The organism is Pedobacter sp. D749, from assembly GCF_019317285.1.
Taxonomy (GTDB): Bacteria; Bacteroidota; Bacteroidia; order Sphingobacteriales; family Sphingobacteriaceae; genus Pedobacter.
Genome location: NZ_CP079218.1, coordinates 729,564 through 748,571 on the forward strand (window position 1 = coordinate 729,564; position 19,008 = coordinate 748,571).

The 19,008-nt window shown below is 36.9% G+C and carries 20 protein-coding genes; 11 read left to right on the top strand and 9 right to left on the bottom strand.

Features of this window, described 5'->3' with window-relative positions; all coding sequences use genetic code 11:
* Positions 1 to 433 precede the first annotated feature (433 nt).
* The 8 genes from KYH19_RS02990 to KYH19_RS03025 all read right to left on the bottom strand — a co-directional run bounded on the left by KYH19_RS02990 (position 434) and on the right by KYH19_RS03025 (position 7,628).
* Complete coding sequence (locus KYH19_RS02990) at positions 434 to 946, bottom strand: GtrA family protein (protein ID WP_219077497.1); 513 nt, start codon at positions 944 to 946, stop codon at positions 434 to 436.
* 82 nt (positions 947 to 1,028) lie between these two features.
* Complete coding sequence (locus KYH19_RS02995; RefSeq protein WP_219077498.1) at positions 1,029 to 1,718, bottom strand: CAP domain-containing protein; 690 nt, start codon at positions 1,716 to 1,718, stop codon at positions 1,029 to 1,031.
* Positions 1,719 to 1,909: 191 nt separating this feature from the next.
* Positions 1,910 to 2,674 (bottom strand): SDR family NAD(P)-dependent oxidoreductase, encoded by a 765-nt coding sequence (locus KYH19_RS03000; RefSeq protein WP_132394916.1) that lies wholly within the window; start codon positions 2,672 to 2,674, stop codon positions 1,910 to 1,912.
* 86 nt (positions 2,675 to 2,760) lie between these two features.
* On the bottom strand, positions 2,761 to 3,168 hold the full coding sequence (locus tag KYH19_RS03005) for an AraC family transcriptional regulator (protein ID WP_219077499.1): 408 nt from the start codon (positions 3,166 to 3,168) through the stop codon (positions 2,761 to 2,763).
* A gap of 141 nt (positions 3,169 to 3,309) precedes the next feature.
* Positions 3,310 to 4,176, bottom strand: coding sequence for a DUF6252 family protein (locus tag KYH19_RS03010; RefSeq protein WP_219077500.1), 867 nt, complete (start codon positions 4,174 to 4,176; stop codon positions 3,310 to 3,312).
* 353 nt (positions 4,177 to 4,529) lie between these two features.
* Positions 4,530 to 6,173, bottom strand: coding sequence for a glycine--tRNA ligase (locus tag KYH19_RS03015; RefSeq protein ID WP_219077501.1), 1,644 nt, complete (start codon positions 6,171 to 6,173; stop codon positions 4,530 to 4,532).
* A 304-nt stretch (positions 6,174 to 6,477) separates the two neighbouring features.
* Complete coding sequence (locus KYH19_RS03020; RefSeq protein ID WP_132404431.1) at positions 6,478 to 7,395, bottom strand: IS3 family transposase; 918 nt, start codon at positions 7,393 to 7,395, stop codon at positions 6,478 to 6,480.
* On the bottom strand, positions 7,338 to 7,628 hold the full coding sequence (locus tag KYH19_RS03025) for a transposase (RefSeq protein WP_132404428.1): 291 nt from the start codon (positions 7,626 to 7,628) through the stop codon (positions 7,338 to 7,340). The genes KYH19_RS03020 and KYH19_RS03025 overlap by 58 nt, the downstream gene beginning before the upstream one ends.
* A gap of 236 nt (positions 7,629 to 7,864) precedes the next feature.
* Between KYH19_RS03025 and KYH19_RS03030 the strand changes: the two genes are divergently transcribed.
* From KYH19_RS03030 to KYH19_RS03080, 11 genes are all read left to right on the top strand, one after another.
* Positions 7,865 to 8,785: a glycerophosphodiester phosphodiesterase family protein gene (locus tag KYH19_RS03030; RefSeq protein ID WP_219077502.1), complete on the top strand. Its 921-nt coding sequence runs from the start codon at positions 7,865 to 7,867 to the stop codon at positions 8,783 to 8,785.
* Between the two features lie 87 nt (positions 8,786 to 8,872).
* Positions 8,873 to 9,580, top strand: a complete 708-nt coding sequence (locus KYH19_RS03035) for an ATP-binding cassette domain-containing protein (protein WP_219077503.1) — start codon at positions 8,873 to 8,875, stop codon at positions 9,578 to 9,580.
* A 4-nt stretch (positions 9,581 to 9,584) separates the two neighbouring features.
* A complete protein-coding gene (locus KYH19_RS03040) occupies positions 9,585 to 10,127 on the top strand; it encodes a hypothetical protein (RefSeq protein WP_219077504.1) in 543 nt (180 codons plus the stop codon).
* A 212-nt stretch (positions 10,128 to 10,339) separates the two neighbouring features.
* A complete protein-coding gene (locus KYH19_RS03045) occupies positions 10,340 to 10,870 on the top strand; it encodes a hypothetical protein (RefSeq protein WP_219077505.1) in 531 nt (176 codons plus the stop codon).
* Between the two features lie 205 nt (positions 10,871 to 11,075).
* Positions 11,076 to 11,732: a porin family protein gene (locus KYH19_RS03050; protein WP_219077506.1), complete on the top strand. Its 657-nt coding sequence runs from the start codon at positions 11,076 to 11,078 to the stop codon at positions 11,730 to 11,732.
* A 432-nt stretch (positions 11,733 to 12,164) separates the two neighbouring features.
* On the top strand, positions 12,165 to 12,890 hold the full coding sequence (gldF, locus tag KYH19_RS03055) for a gliding motility-associated ABC transporter permease subunit GldF (RefSeq protein WP_219077507.1): 726 nt from the start codon (positions 12,165 to 12,167) through the stop codon (positions 12,888 to 12,890).
* Complete coding sequence (gene gldG, locus KYH19_RS03060; protein ID WP_219077508.1) at positions 12,890 to 14,575, top strand: gliding motility-associated ABC transporter substrate-binding protein GldG; 1,686 nt, start codon at positions 12,890 to 12,892, stop codon at positions 14,573 to 14,575. The genes gldF and gldG overlap by 1 nt, the downstream gene beginning before the upstream one ends.
* 33 nt (positions 14,576 to 14,608) lie before the next feature.
* Positions 14,609 to 15,733 (top strand): DNA polymerase III subunit beta, encoded by a 1,125-nt coding sequence (gene dnaN, locus KYH19_RS03065; RefSeq protein WP_086545224.1) that lies wholly within the window; start codon positions 14,609 to 14,611, stop codon positions 15,731 to 15,733.
* 90 nt (positions 15,734 to 15,823) lie between these two features.
* A complete protein-coding gene (locus tag KYH19_RS03070; protein ID WP_219077509.1) occupies positions 15,824 to 16,501 on the top strand; it encodes a DUF4397 domain-containing protein in 678 nt (225 codons plus the stop codon).
* Positions 16,502 to 16,560: 59 nt separating this feature from the next.
* Positions 16,561 to 17,262: a DUF4397 domain-containing protein gene (locus KYH19_RS03075; RefSeq protein ID WP_219077510.1), complete on the top strand. Its 702-nt coding sequence runs from the start codon at positions 16,561 to 16,563 to the stop codon at positions 17,260 to 17,262.
* Between the two features lie 65 nt (positions 17,263 to 17,327).
* The gene (locus KYH19_RS03080; RefSeq protein ID WP_121282604.1) at positions 17,328 to 18,014 is read left to right on the top strand and encodes a DedA family protein; all 687 of its coding nucleotides are present in this window, start codon (positions 17,328 to 17,330) and stop codon (positions 18,012 to 18,014) included.
* On the opposite strand, the gene KYH19_RS03085 is transcribed toward KYH19_RS03080, so the two are convergent.
* Positions 18,015 to 18,971, bottom strand: coding sequence for a zinc dependent phospholipase C family protein (locus KYH19_RS03085; protein ID WP_219077511.1), 957 nt, complete (start codon positions 18,969 to 18,971; stop codon positions 18,015 to 18,017).
* Positions 18,972 to 19,008: the final 37 nt, after the last annotated feature.

A 19,008-nucleotide genomic window follows, 5' to 3' on the forward strand; every position in this document is an offset into this window, starting at 1 on the left:
AAGAAAGCGGCTGCATAAATTAACAGGTTAACGTAATAAAGGTTTCGGGTGGTTAAAATGATGGATTAATAATTAGGAAAGGTGCTTTAGCATTTTATTGGGAGGCTCCGGTCGGGCTGTTCGCTATATCCCCGATGAAGGATCGGGGGATACCGCTTCCATCCCGTTTAAATACGAAGGCTTGTGTTGATGAAGCTGGTTTTTTCCACAAAAACGAAAATAGAAGTACTATTTTGGCCACCTAAACCCGACTGGTGCGTAAAGCCCGAAACGAGGTACGAGTGAGGACTTGAAGCGAAGGCGGGACTGAAGAAACCCAAATGCTTGTGGAACTGCTTTCCAAAAAGAAACAAGATTAATAATTTGGAAAGGTGCTGTACCATTTTATCGGGAGGCTCCGGCCGGACTGTTCGCTATATCCGTGGAAAAATAATTATTGATCCTTCTTCCCATTTTTATCCCCAATTTTTTTTACACTAAATGTAAAGTAATGCTGGTAGAGGTAGCTGAAAAGCGCCATTAAGACTGAAACCAGTATTCTCGAAAGCATTGCCAAAGTTGGGTAATCTCTCAAAAGTTCCAGCAAAAACTTCAATAAAACATAGTTTGCCAGTATGTTTATAAACTGGAGGTTTAAAAACCTGAAAAGCTGAACCCTTCCTTTTAATTCACTATGTGTAAATATAACGTATTTATTAAGTAAAAAACTGGTTGGGATAGCAATGATATAATCAACTAATAATGAGGCCGTTTCTCTTTGCAATACGATTACTCCAAAGTTTACCTCCTCAGTTTTAAAGATGAAAAAGTAAGCAAAATAATAACTTAAAATTCCCAATAATAAAGTGCCACCACCAGTAGCCAGATACCTGAAATTATGTAAAGAAATAAATTTTTTAAATGGAGGATGAAAAAAATCTATGACGGCTAAAATGGCGTTACGCATTACTTAAAATTGTTCGTTGTTATTTTTGGTCGCAATTTACAATTAATTTTTATTGCTATGGTAATAAGATCATTTAAGCCTTTTATTGATTATTGGTGTAATAGGCCGGTTGTGCTACAAAATCAATAACGGCACACCAGGTATAAGAGGGATGTGGCTGAATGCTCACGCCAACAGTATTCAGTTTGTATTTCTGATCGAGCAAATTAAACCGGTGACCAAGCGAAGGCACACCACAATCTAACAGTAAATGGCAAACAATATCCAAACTGTTCGAGTAACCAAAATCGATATTTTCGCTCATGGCCTTATTGGGGAAATAGGTGGATAAACGTTTCGAAAACTTATCGCCGTTGCTGCTTTCGTGTGTATCTAAATTATTCCTGTTTAGATCTTGTGCATGGCTACGGCTTAAAGAGGTCAGCTTATCGTTTGGGTAAAATACCGGAAGATTTTTTATTCCCCTTAAATGCTTTAATAAAGAAGTATAATAGCTATTGTTACGGGTAATCCGCAGTTCATTATAGTTTCTATATTGCTTTACTTTGGCGTTATAGTTGTTAATATAATCTTCTAAAAACGTGTAATAAAATTTTTCGCCATCAATGCGGATCAGGTTCATATACATCACCACATTTTTCTCTTCGTTGGTTAAATAAGAAGCATTCGCTGCGGTATTGGCCCTGCGGAACTCCGCATCTGTCCATTTTTGAGCGTTTGCACCGGTAACAAAAATTAACAGTAAAAGGGTAGGTAGAAGTAGTTTAAGCATCTGATGGTTTTCATGGATAACGCCTTTTGATGCAGATTATTTTCTGGTTGTAGATTTGGATAGTGTTTAGCGTATGGCGTTTTGCGGTTAGCGTTGACGAGCTACCAAAAAAGATAACCACCAAGGAACTAAGAACACAAGAAATTAATCTTTCTGCCTTCGTGTCCTAGTGGTTAAAAAGCACGAATGGTTTATAAGAACATCCCGCCAGATGCTTCAATGCGCTGTGCATTAATCCATCTTGCATCTTCAGTACATAAAAATGCTACTACACCGCCAATATCGTCTGGTAAGCCTACACGACCCAAGGCTGTGTTGGAAGCGATTCCGGCATTGAGCTGGTCGTTATCGCGTACCATGCCACCACCAAAATCGGTTTCAATGGCGCCCGGAGCAATAATGTTAGATCTGATTCCTCTTGCACCCAATTCTTTAGCCTGATATTTTGTTAAGGTTTCCATGGCACCTTTCATCGATGCATAGGCCGCATAACCTGGGGTTGCAAAACGCGCCAATCCGGATGAAACATTAATGATTCCGCTACCATCATTTAATAGCGGCAAAGCCTTTTGGGTTAAAAAGAATGCTCCTTTATAATGGATGTTTACCAAGGCATCAAATTGTTCCTCTGTAGTATCAGCAAATGAAGCGTGAATTCCAATACCGGCATTGTTGATCAGGAAATCGAATTTTTCTGCATTAAAAACAGATTTTAGTATGCTTTTAACTTCTGTAAAAAAAGCCTCAAAAGTTTTAGAATCGCCAACATTTAACTGTATTGCTGCTGCTGGCAAACCCAGCGCTTTTATTTCATTTACGGTATCTTCTGCTTCCTCTTTTTTCGATTGATAGGTAACAATTACACCAATTCCTTTTGCGGCAATTTTTAATGCAGCGTTTTTTCCCAGTCCGCGGCTACCACCGGTTACCAAGGCAATTTTATTTTGTGTTTCCATTTTCTTTTAATTTGTTAAACAAAATTAAATGGAAATCGGCTGTAAAAATGGTGACAGCTTAAGTAAAAATGGTGACTGTTTAAGTTTTATATGGTGACAATTTCCTTATTGGTAGCTAAAGACTCGAAATAAGTCTGCCGATATTGTTTTGGTGTTTGGCCAGCGAAGTGTTTAAAAAACTTGGTAAAGTTAGATGGATCGTAAGTTAGTGTCCTTGCAATTTCGGCAATAGGCATACTTACATTCTGTAACATTGATTTCGAAATTTCCATTAAACGCTCTTCGAAAAAGAAACATGGCGAATGTCCGGTAGCGGCTTTAATCGTGTTACTTAAATGAGTAGGGTGTACATGGATTAAATCGGCAAAATCTCTTACTTCAAACATTTCTGTAGCACGGCCAGATACGATGTCGTCCAGGTGTTTATCTAATTCTTTTAAATAATCTGCCGCAATTTCATGTCGACGGGCAAAAAACTTCTGTGGAATTTTCATATTAAAGCGATTGCTGGTTAAACAAATGTAATATCCGGATAAATGAATATGAAATCTAAAAGTTATTTGTGACCGAAGAATTATTAAATGTAAAAACCATTGATTTTTAGATCAACAGCTTTAGATTTTAAAAGTTAATACTTATTTTTTGCTAAATGGTAGATCAAAAGTACCATCTGTAACCGTTACTGATGTATTAATCGTTGTATTTTCATTTAGGGCATTAAATGAAAATGTCCCTTTTAATTTATCCCCAGCTTCACTTGTAATCACCAAAGTACCACTTGTAGACGTAAATGAGCCTGTAGGTGTTTGGTCCTTCATATAAGATCCAATTCCCTCGGTTGCGAGATCATATGTGCCAATTCCTCTATAATCTATTACGGAAAGAATCATTTGTTTATCACCATTTGTAGTTGCAATCGTAAGTAAATTCCCAATAATTGGAGTGTTGATTGATATTGCTTCACCAGTAAAACCAATTGTGGTGCCATCTACCTTTGCACTTAAATTATTAGTGCTGTTATTGGTTTCTGGCAATTTAACCGGAACCAAACTGATCATAAATTGACCATCGCTAATGGTTTTGCTTGTTGAAGTGGATTGATTTTGTGCTTTAAACTCAAAACTGCCCTTGATGTATTTGTTTGCTAAATAACTGGTTATCTTTATTGTTCCTTGTGTATTGCCAATGTAGGTATCTTGTAATCCGGATATATCCAAAAGGTAAGTCGCCGTGTTATTATCCGATAAATTATAGGCGCCAACACCTTTAAAATCGCTGATCATTAAACTAAAGCCAGTAGTAGTTCCTTTTTTACCCGAGATTTGGACACTTATTTGTCCATCTACATCATAAACCTGGGCAGTAGCTAATGTACATTGCAATAAAGCACCATCAACTTTAGCACTCATAGTAGATAAATCCCATTCCTGATGATAATCAATTTCTTTTTTGCAGGAAGATGTAATTAAGAGGCATACCAGTGCCAACAGCGGTAATTTCACGAGCGTTAATTTTTTTTGGTAAATTAATATGCTAAGATAAAGAATTTAGTTAGCTCTAATGAAAAGGTATGCAGCTTTTAACATATTTCTGATCATTAAAGTAATGCCCAAACGATTATCGGCTTCAGAATCTATTAGATGATATATCTCATAATTTCTGGCAGCTATCTTAGCGATTGATTCGGTAAAAGTTTATTGTATTGTTCGCCTAAATCCATCTTTTATACACAAAAAAGTCGCAGGGGTTAACCTGCGACTTGATAAAACGGTCGTCATCTCGACTGAAGCATCGCGGATTGGAGAGATCTATCTCTCGGCTTCGTTGCTCTCCGCTCGAGATGACGGATTATAATTTATGCCAACAATGTCTTCCAACTGGTAGCCTTACCTATGATGCCAGCTAAATCGGCAATGGCTACACGCTCTTGTTCCATGCTATCGCGGTGGCGGATCGTAACGGTATTATCCTCTAAACTTTGGTGGTCAACCGTGATACAGAAAGGCGTACCAACAGCATCCTGACGGCGGTAACGTTTACCAATCGCATCTTTCTCTTCGTAAATACAGTTGAAATCGAATTTCAGTTCATCCATAATTTCGCGAGCTTTCTCCGGCAGACCATCTTTTTTGGTCAATGGGAAAATGGCTACTTTGTATGGTGCCAAGGCAGGGTGTAAACGCAATAAAGTACGGCTATCCTGTTTATCTTCTGTGCTTAAATCCTGCTCTTCAAAAGCATTAATCATGGTTAACAGGAACATGCGGTCTAAACCGATCGAGGTTTCGATTACATAAGGAATGTAATTGCCATAAGGTTTACCTTCTTCATTCAAATCGTTATCAAAATACTGCATTTTCTTACCAGAAAACTCTTGGTGTTGCTTTAAATCGAAATCGGTACGGCTGTGGATTCCTTCAACCTCTTTAAATCCGAAAGGGAATTCGAATTCAATATCCGTTGCTGCATTAGCATAGTGCGCCAGTTTCACATGGTCATGGTAACGGTATTTTTCAGGATCGGTACCTAAAGCTTTATGCCATTTTAAACGTGCTTCTTTCCAATATTCGAACCATTTTGTGTCTTCACCAGGGCGAACAAAAAACTGCATTTCCATTTGCTCAAACTCACGCATACGCATAATAAACTGACGGGCAATTACCTCATTTCTGAAAGCTTTACCAATCTGCGCAATACCGAAAGGAATTTTCATCCTTCCTGACTTTTGAACGTTCAGAAAGTTAACAAAAATACCCTGAGCGGTCTCCGGACGAAGATAAACTTCATCGCTACCTTCAGCCATGGCTCCAAACTGTGTGCTGAACATCAGGTTAAACTGACGTACATCTGTCCAGTTTGAAGTTTTAGAAATCGGGCAGATTACCTTATAATCAACAATTAAATCTTTTAGCTGTGCTAAGTTTTCAGATTTAAGTGCAAGGTTCATTTCTACTTCAAGCGCTAAACCTTTTTTTACAAATCTCCAGCTTGCCTCATCAACAAATGGATATTTTGCATTGTCTAAAATAGTCGCCTCATCTTTAAAACTTGGAATCCAGGCGGCTTGCCCTTCATCACTTAAACCCAATATCTCTTGTTGAAACTCCTCAAATCCGGCTTTGTTTTCTGCACTGAAATTGGCTAATTCCGAATATAATTCGTCAATTTTATTCTCTAATAACTGATCGGCACGATAACGCTTTTTTGAATCCTTGTTGTCAATCATCGGGTCGTTAAAACCATCAACGTGTCCGCTGGCTTTCCAAACCTTAGGGTGCATAAAAATTGCAGAGTCGATCCCCACAATGTTTTCGTGCATCTGCACCATGGCTTTCCACCAGTAGGTTTTAATGTTGTTTTTTAATTCGGCACCCAACTGGCCATAATCGTAAACAGCACTTAAGCCATCATATATTTCGCTGCTCTGGAATACAAAACCGTATTCTTTAGCGTGTGATATTACATTTTTAAATTGTTCGTCGTTATTCTTTTGAGCCATAATGCAGCAAAGATAATAAATAAGGTAAAAGGTAAGAGGTAAAAGGTAAAAGGTTTTTGATCAAGCTAAAAAGGGCTACAAATTTGAGAATGTTGGCGTTTAATTCAGGTGTCCTTAGGTGACTAAGGTGGTTAGGTGAGGCAGAGGTTTTAAAGATATAAGACTGAAGGTTTTTTATAAACATAAAAACCAACACTATCGTCATGCTGAATTTATTTCAGTGGAATTGCAATAGTCTACTGGAGATTTTTTTTTGTCATATTATTTTTATTGAGAAGCATTACTTTAGATATTTTTCTTTCTTTTAAGCTGCGATTTTAGGATTTATTGAGCTGTTTGCAAACTCTAATGGCGATAAGTACCCTAAGTATGAATGTCTTCTTTTTCTATTATACCAGACCTCTATATATTCAAAAATGGCTAAACTAGCCTTCGCTCTTGTTTTATATATCTGCTGGTATATCATTTCTGTTTTTATAGTTTTAAAGAAACTCTCTGCAACTGCGTTATCCCAACAGTTTCCTTTTCTGCTCATGCTTTGCTTTATCCCTAAGCATTCTAATTTTTTTCTGAACTCGGAACATGCATATTGTATACCTCTGTCTGAGTGAAAAATTAACTGTTGGGTAATAGGTCTATTCTTTATAGCCATTTCTAATGCCTTTATCGTGGTGTTCTCAGCTTCCATATTTTCACTTAATGACCAGCCTACAACTTTTCTATCCGCCAGATCTATAACTGTTGTCAGATATAGCCAACCTTCCCCAGTTTGTATATAAGTGAGGTCTGAAACCCATTTCTCTCTAATATTGGCGGCATAAAAATCTCTATTAAGGAAATTTTCTGCTAAGGAGTAAGTGTGCTGTGAATCTGTTGTCTGTACCCATTTCTTACGGATGGTACTCTTTATACCCAATCTGCGCATCAGCCTGGCAACTCTGGGCCGAGAGATAAAGATCCCTCTGGAACATAATTCGGCAGTAATACGCGGACTCCCGTAACACCCTTTACTCTCTGCGTAAATCTTGCTTATCTCTATCATAAGATAATTATCATCGGTAAGCCGCTTACCCTGGGGGTTTTTTAACCAGTAATAAAAACTACTGTTGTTTATTCCAAATACCCTACACATCCTTTCAACAGAAAATATCTTTCGGTAATCTTTTATAAATCCGAATATCTCCCGTCTCCCTTGGAAAAGATGCCTACCGCCTTTTTTAATATATCACGTTCTAGCTGGGCTTCTTTAAGCTCCTTTTGAAGTTTCCGAATCAATTGCTGCTCCTCGCTAAGGCTTGTAGTATCAGCTTTTGCAATTCCTTCGCGCTCTTTCCATTTACTTAAAAGGTTCGAACTTATACCCAATTCTATTGCAACATCCTTTATCGAACCCCGCGCATGGGCCAGATCCAAAGCCATTCTTTTAAAAGGCTCATCAAATATTCGTCTGCTCATATATTCAAATTTAAAGTTTAATGTTTAAATCTGACAAATAAAACCCTCCAGTCAAATGTAGCAACTCCACAGCATCCTTTATGAAAGGAATCAGATATATGACCAGTCAGCTTATATGTTCTTAAATGTCTTATGTGGTTCAAATTATTGAGAAAAGCAATAGCAGAGCGTATTGGTTTCAGATTTAACATTCCATTTTACCGCTTCCATCTTCCATTTTTTCCTACTTTTGACTCATGAAATTCCATCATTTGCTATTTTTGGTTATTGTGGCAGTTTTTACCTCATGCAAACCAGAAGAAAAAAAACATCACTATATTAAATTTAATACACCAGCGGAGTTATATCAATTCTTAAAATGGTCGCCAGAAAACCGTTTTCCATTAATCAGTGCGCACCGTGGTGGTCCAATGCCTGGTTTTCCTGAAAACTGTATCGAAACATTTGATAATGCCACTACTTATAATCCGGTAATAATCGAATTTGATATTGCTTACAGTAAAGATTCCGTAATGGTGATTATGCACGATGATCAGCTCGATCGCACTTCTACAGGGAAAGGTCTAATTGGCAATTATACCTACGAGGAATTGAAAGCCTTTAACCTGAAAGATGAGGAAGGCAAGGAAACAAAGTTTAAAATTCCTACTTTGGATAGCGTGCTGAGCTGGAGCAAGGGAAAAGTTTTGTTAACCATCGATTTGAAAAAAGGCGTTTCTTATGCAAAAGTGATTGAAAAAGTAAGGCAATATAAAGTAGAAAGTAATTCAATTATCATCACTTATACTGCCGATCAGGCAAAAGAAGTGCACCAGCTGGCGCCTGATTTAATGATTTCTGCATCTGTTCAAAAGAAAGCCGAATTGAAACGCTTAAATAATATAGGTATTCCCAATAGTCGGATTGTAGCTTTTGTAGGTGTTTCTGCTCCAGATAAAGAATTATATGAATACTTACATAATAAAGGTATTACCACTATTTTAGGCACAATGGGCAATATTGATAAAAGTGCCATTGCCAGTCCGGTAAAAAATGTTTATTATCATTTGGTGAACAACGGTGCAGATATTTTATCGGGTGATAATTTACAACAGGTATCAGATGAGTTGGATAAATTTAGGTATAATAAAAAAATAAGTTCACCGCACATTAATTAACCACAGATGGAAAGGATGCACACAGATCGGTTTAACCAATTATGAAATCTGTGTTAATCTGTGCAAATCTGTGGTAAAAAACACATAATGAGTATTTCAGTTAAAAATCTTTCTAAACATTACGATAAGCAAAAAGCGGTTGATTCCATCAGTTTTGAGGCTAAACCAGGTCGTATTTTGGGCTTTCTGGGGCCAAATGGAGCTGGTAAATCTACCACCATGCGTATGCTTACCGGTTATTTATCGCCTACATCTGGTGAGGCTGAAATTTCTGGTAAAAGCATTCTTACTGAAGCCCTTGAAGCTAAAAAGCATATTGGCTACCTTCCTGAAAATACGCCACTTTATACTGATATGTATGTAAAGGAATTTTTAAACTTTGTTGGTCAAACGTATAAACTTACCAATTTATCTGCAAGGATTGACGAAGTCATCAAATTGGTAGGCTTAACACCAGAACAGCATAAAAAAATTGGGATGTTATCGAAAGGATATCGCCAAAGGGTTGGTCTGGCCCAGGCGATCATTCACAATCCGGCAGTTTTAATTTTAGATGAGCCTACTTCTGGTTTAGACCCAAACCAACTGGTCGACATCAGGCAACTGATTAAAACCTTGGGCAAAGCTAAAACGGTGGTCATTTCTACCCACATTATGCAAGAAGTTGAAGCCATTTGTGATGACATCATCATTATTAACAAAGGTAAAATTGTAGCAAGCGATTCACTCGAGGGGCTTAAAAAAGCGCATCAACAACAATCGTTAGAAGATATTTTTAGAAAACTTACTGCTTAAATTCATGCAAAGCATAAAAATCAAAATTACGTTTATTGCCTTTTTGCTTTCAAGTCCGGTGTTTTTAAAGGCTCAAAATAGCCCGGGCATTGGCGTTGCAGCCGAAATTGGTTTACCGTCAGGTAATTTTTCTAACCTTTCAGGAATTGGATTAGGTGCATCAATAAAGGCCGATCTTCCGGTTGCAGAAAATTTTGCCATAACATTAAATGCAGGTTTTATGAACTTTTTTGGAAAAAGGAACCAACTTTTTAACGTGCAGGATTTAACCTATATTCCTGCAAAAGCCGGACTGAAATACCAATTGAGTGAAAGCTTTTATCTCGAGGGGCAGTTGGGGGCAGCTTTATCTTTAAATAAGGGACAGAAGACCTTATTTGTTTGGTCGCCCGGTATTGGCAATCAATTCAAACTTTCAGGAGGAAACAAACTCGATTTAGGGATCCGATATGAAGCATGGACAGGTAAAAGCGATATTGCCGGCTTAAACAAATCCGATAGTAAAGGTTTTGTGGGAATTAGATTTGCCTATTTATTTGGAATGTGAAACAATTATTCCAGACAATTGTTTGATTATTTCGTCAAAACTCTACATTTCCCCTTTTATTATAATTTAGTACAACTTTTTAGAATAAAATATTATTAATTTAACATTAAGTTAATCAGTTTTTTACAGTAGGTGCTTTTTGTTTGTAACTTTTTTGGCATTATGATTGTCTGAAACCTGAAATAATTAACGAATAATAAATTAAAAATCACATGAAAAAAGTATTACTATCTTTATTAATGGTTGCAGGTTTAGGCTTTGCAGCTTCAGCTCAAACAGAAGGCGCAGTTCAAAAACTAAGCATTGGCGCGGAGTTTGGTTTACCAACAGAAAAAAATTCAAATACCTTAATCGTAGGTGGTTCATTACAGTACGAACATCCGGTGGCTAAATCTTTAAGTCTAACTGGTTCGGCTGGTTATTTATCATTAATGACTACAGGAGATGCCAAAGATGCTCTTAAGGCATTAGGATTTAAAACAAGTTATGGTGTGGTACCTTTAAAAGCAGGTGCTAAATACTATTTTGGTGGAAACTTTTATGGTGCTGGTGAATTAGGTGCTGCAATTAGCACTGAAACTGGCGGTAGTACTTTCTTTGCAGTTGCACCAACTTTAGGCGCATCTTTCTCAGTAGCTGATAAATCTAGTTTAGATTTCGGTTTACGTTATGAAAACTGGTCAGGTAATGGCGGTTCTACTGGTTTTATCGGTATCCGTGCAGCATTTGCATTTGGTTTGTAGTCAAAACATAACAATATGATTATTTCAAAGCCTCCAAAAAATTGGGGGCTTTGTTATTTGTAAGCAATTTAAAAACTAGCAGTTAATAAATAATTTTGGTGATTATTTTATTAACTATCAAATTAGTTTTTTATCATTGTACGTTTTCTCCTAATAGGTGAAGGCACGGAAACTAAAAACAATTCTTAGAACAACTCTCAAAATTATGAAAAGATTAGTATTATCTTTATTAACAGTTGCTGGCTTAGGCTTTGCAGCCTCAGCTCAGACAGAAAAACCGGTAACTTTTGGCATAAAAGCAGGTGTGGCTTTCCCAAACATGACCATCTCATCTGGTAGCACCTCAGTAAGTTTTGATCCCAAAACTTCATTTTATGTTGGCGGTACAGCAGAATTTGCGGTATCGGATGTAATTTCAATCCAACCTGGCTTAACCTTTATCAGTAAAGGAACAAAATTTAATAGTAACAGCTTTGCTTTTGAAGATAGCGATTTTGGAAGCACAGAGAAAGTTACCTTAAACTTTAATTACCTCGAATTGCCAGTAAATGTATTGGCTAACTTTAAATTGAATGGTTCGGGTAAAATATTTGTTGGCGCCGGCCCTTATTTTGCTTATGCATTAAGTGCAAATGGTAAATATGGCTCAATAAAAGAGGTCATTAAATTTGGCGAAACAGACTCAGAATTTAAACGGACCGATTTTGGGTTAAATTTTCTGGCAGGCTACCAATTAAATAATGGCTTTAATATTCACGCCGGTTACGGATTGGGGCTAAGCAGTTTAGCAGATACTGATCTCTCAGATGAGATTACCTTTAAAAATAAAGTTTTTTCAGTGGGGGTAGGTTTTTCTTTCTAAACCGAACTGAAACATAAAGAAGAGATTGTATCATAAAGACAATTTCTCCTCAGATTTTGTCATGTTGAGCCTGTCGAAACACATAAAAGTTATTTAACTAAGTCCTTCGACAGGCTACCATTGACAGACTCTAATAGAGTGGTCGTCATTTCGACCGGAGCAACGCGTAGTGGAGAGATCTTTGTACCAAGTTATTGAAATCAAATTTAAAAGATTTCTCCACTGCGGTCGAAATGACGATGCTTCGAGACCATTCCATTCTGTCCATTCATATTGATTTTTATAAATAAATTACCCCTCAGGATGACAATTCGAAATTTATGATGCGGACTCTTTTTAAATTTAAATATTGCTGATTTGATAATACATTCATTTAATCAATTCCTTTAAATTTGCAGGAATAAATGGTTAACTTCGGCGTTTTAATAGCACATGTACGCAGTTTTTAAACGCGAGTTATTCAGTTTCTTAAGTTCGATGGTTGCTTATATTACCATTGGCATTTTTCTGTTGGTTTCTGGTCTGTTACTCTGGTTTTTTCCTGATACCTCGGTGCTTGATTATGGTTATTCCGAGCTTGATGGTTTTTTCAGTTTAGTGCCTTATCTTTTCATGTTTCTTATTCCAGCCATTACCATGCGCTCTTTTGCCGAAGAGCGGAGGGAGGGGACCTTCGAACTTTTAATTACCCGGCCCATCCGGATCTGGCAGATTATTGTGGCAAAATATTTAGCGAGCCTGGTTTTGGTATTATTTGCCTTAATCCCAACCTTAGTCTATTATTATAGTATCTCAAAATTGGGTTTTCCTGAAGGAAATATAGATTCAGGATCAGTTATTGGCTCCTATATTGGCTTGTTTTTGTTGGGGGCGGCATTTACCTCCATTGGTATTTTCTCTTCTGCATTAACTAAAAATCAGGTTATTGCATTTGTTATTAGTGCTGCCTTATGTGCATTTGCTTTTTTAGGCTTTGATTATAGCAGTCAGATTGCCGCATTTCAAAGTGTGGAGAATATCATTCGCAACCTGGGAATTAATGAACATTATACTTTGATAAGCCGTGGGGTTTTAGACACCAGAGACCTGATTTACTTTATTTCCTTTTCGGTACTTTTTTTATTGTTCACCAAACTAATAACAGGAGGCAAACGATAATGAAGCTAAAGAATAAATGGATTAATTTGATCATCGTAATAACGGCACTGATTATTTTAAATGTTGTTGGGCAGTATGCTTTTCATCGTTTTGATTTTACTGCCGATAAACGTTTTACACTGAGTGAGAAAACAAAAACCTTACTGCATGAAAATGAAAAACCGGTAATAATTACTGTATTTTTAGCTGGAGAGTTGCCACCTGCATTTAAACGTCTGCAAGCTGCCGTGTCGGATATTTTATCTGATTATAAAGCTTATGCTAAAACCGAAGTTAAAGTGGTATTTGTGGATCCTATAGCAGGGCTTAATCAGGCCGATCAGGATACTGTAATCAATAATTTGTACGAAAGAGGAATAGAAGCGACCAATTTAAGTGTTAAAACAGAAAGTGGGTTAACGCAGAAACTCGTATTTCCGATGGCGATGATGGAAAGTGATGGAAAGGAATTCCCTATTAAACTTTTTCAGAATTTAGATACCCGGGGCAATTACGAAGACAATATCAACCGCGCTATTGAAAATCTGGAGTATATCTTTACTTCAAGTTTAAAGAAGGTACTTTCTGGTGATAATCCAAGGATTGGCTTCTCTGAATCAAACGGCGAACTTTCTGATTTGCAACTGGCAGATGCCATTCATACCCTCTCCAACAGTTATTTGGTTGGCCGCATTGATTTAAATAGTATTGATAAGGCTGGGCTTGATAAACTGAAAATGCTCATTATTGCCAAGCCCAGGAAACCCTTTACAGAAACTGAGAAATACAAAATCAACTATTTTGTAATGAATGGCGGCAGGGTACTTTGGAGTATCGACCAGGTAAATGCCGAATTGGATAGTTTGCGTGGAAAACGTGGACAGATGGCTGTTAATAATAATCTGAACCTGGATGATATGCTTTTTATGTATGGTGCAAGGATTAATTATAATATTATTGCTGATCCGGCGAACAGTGCCGAAATCCCGGTTTCAACAGGAGTTGTAGGGGGACAGAACCAGATGCAACTATTGCCATGGATTTATTATCCTGTTTTATTGCCTGACACGACTGAAAGTGTGGTGAAAAAGCTCGATGGTGTAAAATCTGAATTTCCAAGCACGGTAGATACTATCGGGGTTAAAGGTGTGAAGAAATCGTACCTCTTGAATACCTCTCCTTATAACAAAGTATATAGTGTGCCGAAATTGTTTAGCTTGCAAATGGTAAGCGAACAGTTAGATCCGCGATCTTTCCAAAGTAAACCGCAACATGTTGGTTTGATGCTGGAAGGTCAGTTTCCGTCGGTTTTTGCCGGGCGCCCCTTACCAACTTCCATTACGCAGCCTTATACCTTACAAAGTACCAGCAAACCGGCTAAAATGATCGTGATAGGAGATGGTGATATTTTTAAGAACCAGGTATCAGCGCAAAACGGAACGCCTTTTCCATTAGGTTTCGATCGTTATTCGCAACGTACTTTTGGCAACAAGGCCTTATTGCTCAATATTGTCGATTATTTTACAGATAATGATAACTTAATTGCCCTACGGAATAAAGAAGTAAAGATCAGATTGTTGGATAAAGCCAAAATTAAGCTCGAAAAAACAAAATGGCAATTTATAAATGTTGTGGCGCCCTTGCTATTGTTAATATTCTTTGCGATTTTTCAACATTATTACCGCAAATACAAGTACGCTAAATAATTTTTATATTTTTGAAGAAGACTAAATAACATCATGAGATTTATTGTATCCACATCAACTCTATTAAAACATTTACAAACCGTAAATGGTGCATCAAGCAGCAGTACGGTTTTGCCTATATTAGAAAATTTTCTCTTCGAAATTAAAGATGGAAACTTAACTATCTCTGCTACCGATCTGCAAACCAGCATGACAACTGCTTTGGCTGTAGAATCAAAGGAAGAAGGTAAAGTGGCTGTTCCATCTAAAATTTTATTAGATACGCTTAAAACATTACCAGATCAACCGATCGCATTTAATATCGATGATAGTACTTTCGCGATCGAGATCAGCGCCGGAGATGGTAAATATAAATTGAGTGGTGAAAATGGTGATGATTTTCCGAAGATTCCTGTAGTAGAAAATGCTTCTTCTGTAAATTTACCGGCATCAGTTTTAACCGAAGCCATAACAAAAACTATTTTCGCGGTAAGTAATGATGAGTTGCGCCCGGCTATGACAGGTGTATTCTGTCAGCTATCTCCTCAGCACATTACCTTTGTAGCTACCGATGCCCATAAATTGGTGAGATATCGCCGCATGGATAGCAAAGCAGATAAAGCAACCTCATTTATTCTTCCGAAAAAAGCCTTAACATTATTAAAAGCTGCTTTACCTTCAACAGATATTAATGTATCAGTAGATTATAATGCAACAAGCGCTTTCTTTAAGTTCGAAAATATCAATTTAGTGTGTCGTTTAATAGACGAGCGCTATCCTGATTATGAGGCAGTAATTCCAACCAATAATCCTAACAAGCTAATTATCGATAGGAGTTTGTTTTTAAACACCCTTCGCAGGGTGGTAATTTTTGCAAATAAAACGACGCACCAGGTAAGATTGAAAATTAGCGGAAGTGAATTAAATATCTCTTCTGAAGATTTGGATTTTGCTAATGAGGCACATGAGCGTTTAAGTTGCCAATATGATGGTGAAGACCTTGAAATTGGTTTCAATGCACGCTTTTTGATCGAAATGTTAAGTAATTTAAGTGGTGATGAAGTTACTTTAGAACTTTCTACACCAAATAGAGCCGGACTTTTAATTCCGCAAACCAATGACGAAAATGAAGATGTTTTAATGTTGGTGATGCCTGTGATGCTAAACAATAGTTATTAAAAAACTAATTCATTAGTTTTGATGAGAAAGTGGCTTGGTTTTTGACCGAGCCATTTTTGTTTTAGCTAACCAATCAATTAACACAAACTAATGAAAATCTATAACCATCTCCCGAAATTACTGCTTTTGCTCGTTGCCTTATGCAGTACAGGTCTATCATCCTGTAAAAAGAATAATCCGGGAGAAGTAGTTAATGGCCAGGCCAAGTTAAAAATGGTTAATGCTTCGCTGGCGGAGGATCATCAGGATTTTTATTTAGATAATGAGAAACTAACCACTTCAGCTTTAGCATTTGGCGAAACAAGCGAATATGTAAAAATACCTTCAGGCAATAGAAGTGTTTCTTACACCGGAACAAATGATACGAGTATAGATACTTCATTAAACTTTACGCCATCTATTACCTATACTACCTTTTTGGTTACCAATAAAAAGGGCGAACTGGAAATTGTGAATTATGAAGATAATCTGAGTAATACAGAATCAACCAAGGTGAAAATTAAACTGATCAACCTCACACCCAGTTTTGCTACAGGAATAAACGTTATGGTGCAGGGGGGTACACAATTTGTTAACGGATTGGCCTTTAAAGAAGCATCGAATTATTTTACGGTAGATACAGGTCTAAATTTAAGATATTCAGTGGTAGGTTCTGGTAGCATTAAAACGATTGAAAATACAAATTTGGTAGGGGGTAAAATTTATACAATCTGGTTTAGTGGTACTACCGCTGCAACATTAACCGCACATATCATTACCGATAATTAATTTCAAAGTTTAATATGCTTTCTGCTATCTTTACGTTTTATTAGCATTGGCAATTTTATATGAAAAATACTGTATTGTTTTCCAAAATATTCCTTCTTTTTGCATGCGCTTTTTTAATCAGCTCTTGTATCAAAAACGATAATTTCATTAAAGGAGATGCGAAAATCCGTTTTTTTCAAGCGGCTTCCACCGATACCACTCAAAATTTTTATTTAAATGGGATACAGATTGGAACCTCGGTAGCTTATAATACAAATACAAGTTATGTTGTTATACCCGGCGATTCTGTTTTTAATATCGCAAGCAAAAACATAGGTACAGGTGTAGATGCTACTTCTTTGGCTAATCAGCAATTTAAAATTGGACAGAATTATTCTGTTTTTTATTTAAAAGAAGCAATTGATAAGCAAGCCAAGTTAAAGGTATATCAGGATGATGTAAAACCAGATCTTGATTCAGCTAAGTTAACTTTTTTGAACCTGGGTTACACACTTGGATCTAAAGTTGTGATTACAGATAGTACAAACACCGCTAAACCAATTGAATCTTTACTTGGTTATGGTGAGACTAAGACTTTTAAAGTAAAAGTCAATAACATCATGAAATATGCATTTAAACTATCTAGTCCTACAGCAACAAATCCACCACCTGTGGTAACACGTTTAGATTCTGTTACCATTAATAATGGAAGAGTTTATCTGATCTTGTTTGATGGTGACAAAAAAGGTGAGCTTAAAAATCGGATCATCTCATCTAACTAATTATTATTTGCTATTTTAAGCATTAATCCTTTTACTATTCATACTTTTGCCCAAAATCAGATAAATTGGAATTACTACATCAGCTTTTAGATTTTATTCTACACATTGACGTTCATTTAGCCGAAATTGTTAATGAATATCGTACCTGGACCTACCTTATTTTATTCCTGATCATTTTTGCAGAAACAGGTTTTGTGGTTACACCATTCCTTCCTGGCGATTCGTTACTTTTCGCGATGGGTGCATTAATTGCAGGTGAACATGAAACCGGTTTGAATATCTGGATTATGCTCCTGATATTAATTGTAGCAGCGATTTTAGGAAATACAGTTAACTATAAATTGGGAAGCGTTTTGGGCGCCGGGGTATTTAAAGAAAAAAACAAAATCTTAAAACTTAAATATTATCATCAATCGCATGAATTTTTTGAAAAACATGGTGGTAAAGCCATTATGTTGAGCCGGTTCTTGCCGATTTTCCGGACAATTGCTCCTTTTGTTGCTGGTATAGCTAAAATGCCTTTTGGTCGTTTTACCTATTATAATATTATTGGTGGTGTTACCTGGATTTTCGCTTTATTAATTGGTGGTTACCTGTTAGGTCAGATTCCGGTAATCAAAAATAACTTCGAACTTGTTATCATTTTTATTGCTGTAGTTACTTTTGTGCCTGCTATTTGGGCTGCCGTTAGAAGCCGATTAGAGCCTAAAAAGGTTGAAAAAATTATTGAAGGAGAAGATCCTAAATCGTAACTAAAGTTCCCGGCCGATAAGTTTGCCATTTTGGTATTTCTTTTCGGTTTCTTTTTCTTCTTTTTGTTCATCTGGCAATATTTCGGTTTTAACCAGGTTTTTAAGCACTGGCTGTCCGGCATCTACCCAGGCAGAATACCAGAACGAACCAGTGGTTAATATGGCAGCACGCATCTGTTTTTCGACCATATTGTCCATCTTATCGTGATAAGCCTTTGAATATTCTCTGGAGTATTGTTTGAGCACGGTATTGTTCCGTTCTGAAAAACTATACTTTTGCCCGGAAGGAAATGATGTATTTAATTCTGCTTCAAAACTTAGAACGGTATCAACCAAACTATGGGTATGTTTAAGCACTTTCCAGATTTCTTGCAATGGGTTTTCGATATAATCTGCTTGTCCTACAACAAAATTGTAATTTGTAGAAAACAGTTCTGGCAAACGGCTTTCCCAAAAAGCGTGGATGCCAACTTGATTGGTGAGTTGCCCGTTATGGTTGGCTGTAGTGTGTAAAGGAACGTGTGCATCGCCAATATAATGGCCCAGATCTGCAGAATATTTTAAGATTTTTACTGAATCGTGCATTTTAAAGGCTTTAACCAAACTAAAATAGCTACGCTGTATTTGCCAGGGAATAATACCGTCGGTGTTCAGCTTTTTCAATCCATATTTAGCCAGGGCATCATCCCATTTTTTAGGAATGCTATCAATATCTTTCTCATAATTTTCCACATCCAGGTAATGTCGTGGCGCTTCAAGGGTGTCAGCATACCTCCGTTTATCCGGGTCAACAGCATGTTCGGTAATGTATTTGATATTCTTTTTATAGAAACCGATCATGTCAGAAGGCAAAGTGAAAACAGCAAGATTATTTATCCTTTGATGTGCAAAGAAGCCCCAGGAGGTACAAAGAAATATAGGGATGATTAACGCGGTTAAAATCGTTAATCTTTTCATATCCTAAGATAAAAAAAATATTTATTATTTGTCCTGA

Excerpts from the sequence above, each read along its gene's own strand:
- KYH19_RS03045 (WP_219077505.1), top strand. The coding sequence starts at position 10,340 with ATGAAAAAAGTATTACTATCTTTATTAATGGTTGCAGGTTTAGGCTTT.
- KYH19_RS03070 (WP_219077509.1), top strand. The coding sequence starts at position 15,824 with ATGAAAATCTATAACCATCTCCCGAAATTACTGCTTTTGCTCGTTGCC.
- KYH19_RS03025 (WP_132404428.1), bottom strand. The coding sequence starts at position 7,628 with ATGAGCAGACGAATATTTGATGAGCCTTTTAAAAGAATGGCTTTGGAT.
- KYH19_RS03030 (WP_219077502.1), top strand. The coding sequence starts at position 7,865 with ATGAAATTCCATCATTTGCTATTTTTGGTTATTGTGGCAGTTTTTACC.
- KYH19_RS02995 (WP_219077498.1), bottom strand. The coding sequence starts at position 1,718 with ATGCTTAAACTACTTCTACCTACCCTTTTACTGTTAATTTTTGTTACC.
- gldG (WP_219077508.1), top strand. The coding sequence starts at position 12,890 with ATGAAGCTAAAGAATAAATGGATTAATTTGATCATCGTAATAACGGCA.
- KYH19_RS03000 (WP_132394916.1), bottom strand. The coding sequence starts at position 2,674 with ATGGAAACACAAAATAAAATTGCCTTGGTAACCGGTGGTAGCCGCGGA.
- KYH19_RS03040 (WP_219077504.1), top strand. The coding sequence starts at position 9,585 with ATGCAAAGCATAAAAATCAAAATTACGTTTATTGCCTTTTTGCTTTCA.
- gldF (WP_219077507.1), top strand. The coding sequence starts at position 12,165 with ATGTACGCAGTTTTTAAACGCGAGTTATTCAGTTTCTTAAGTTCGATG.
- dnaN (WP_086545224.1), top strand. The coding sequence starts at position 14,609 with ATGAGATTTATTGTATCCACATCAACTCTATTAAAACATTTACAAACC.
- KYH19_RS03050 (WP_219077506.1), top strand. The coding sequence starts at position 11,076 with ATGAAAAGATTAGTATTATCTTTATTAACAGTTGCTGGCTTAGGCTTT.
- KYH19_RS03075 (WP_219077510.1), top strand. The coding sequence starts at position 16,561 with ATGAAAAATACTGTATTGTTTTCCAAAATATTCCTTCTTTTTGCATGC.
- KYH19_RS03015 (WP_219077501.1), bottom strand. The coding sequence starts at position 6,173 with ATGGCTCAAAAGAATAACGACGAACAATTTAAAAATGTAATATCACAC.
- KYH19_RS03085 (WP_219077511.1), bottom strand. The coding sequence starts at position 18,971 with ATGAAAAGATTAACGATTTTAACCGCGTTAATCATCCCTATATTTCTT.
- KYH19_RS03005 (WP_219077499.1), bottom strand. The coding sequence starts at position 3,168 with ATGAAAATTCCACAGAAGTTTTTTGCCCGTCGACATGAAATTGCGGCA.
- KYH19_RS02990 (WP_219077497.1), bottom strand. The coding sequence starts at position 946 with ATGCGTAACGCCATTTTAGCCGTCATAGATTTTTTTCATCCTCCATTT.
- KYH19_RS03035 (WP_219077503.1), top strand. The coding sequence starts at position 8,873 with ATGAGTATTTCAGTTAAAAATCTTTCTAAACATTACGATAAGCAAAAA.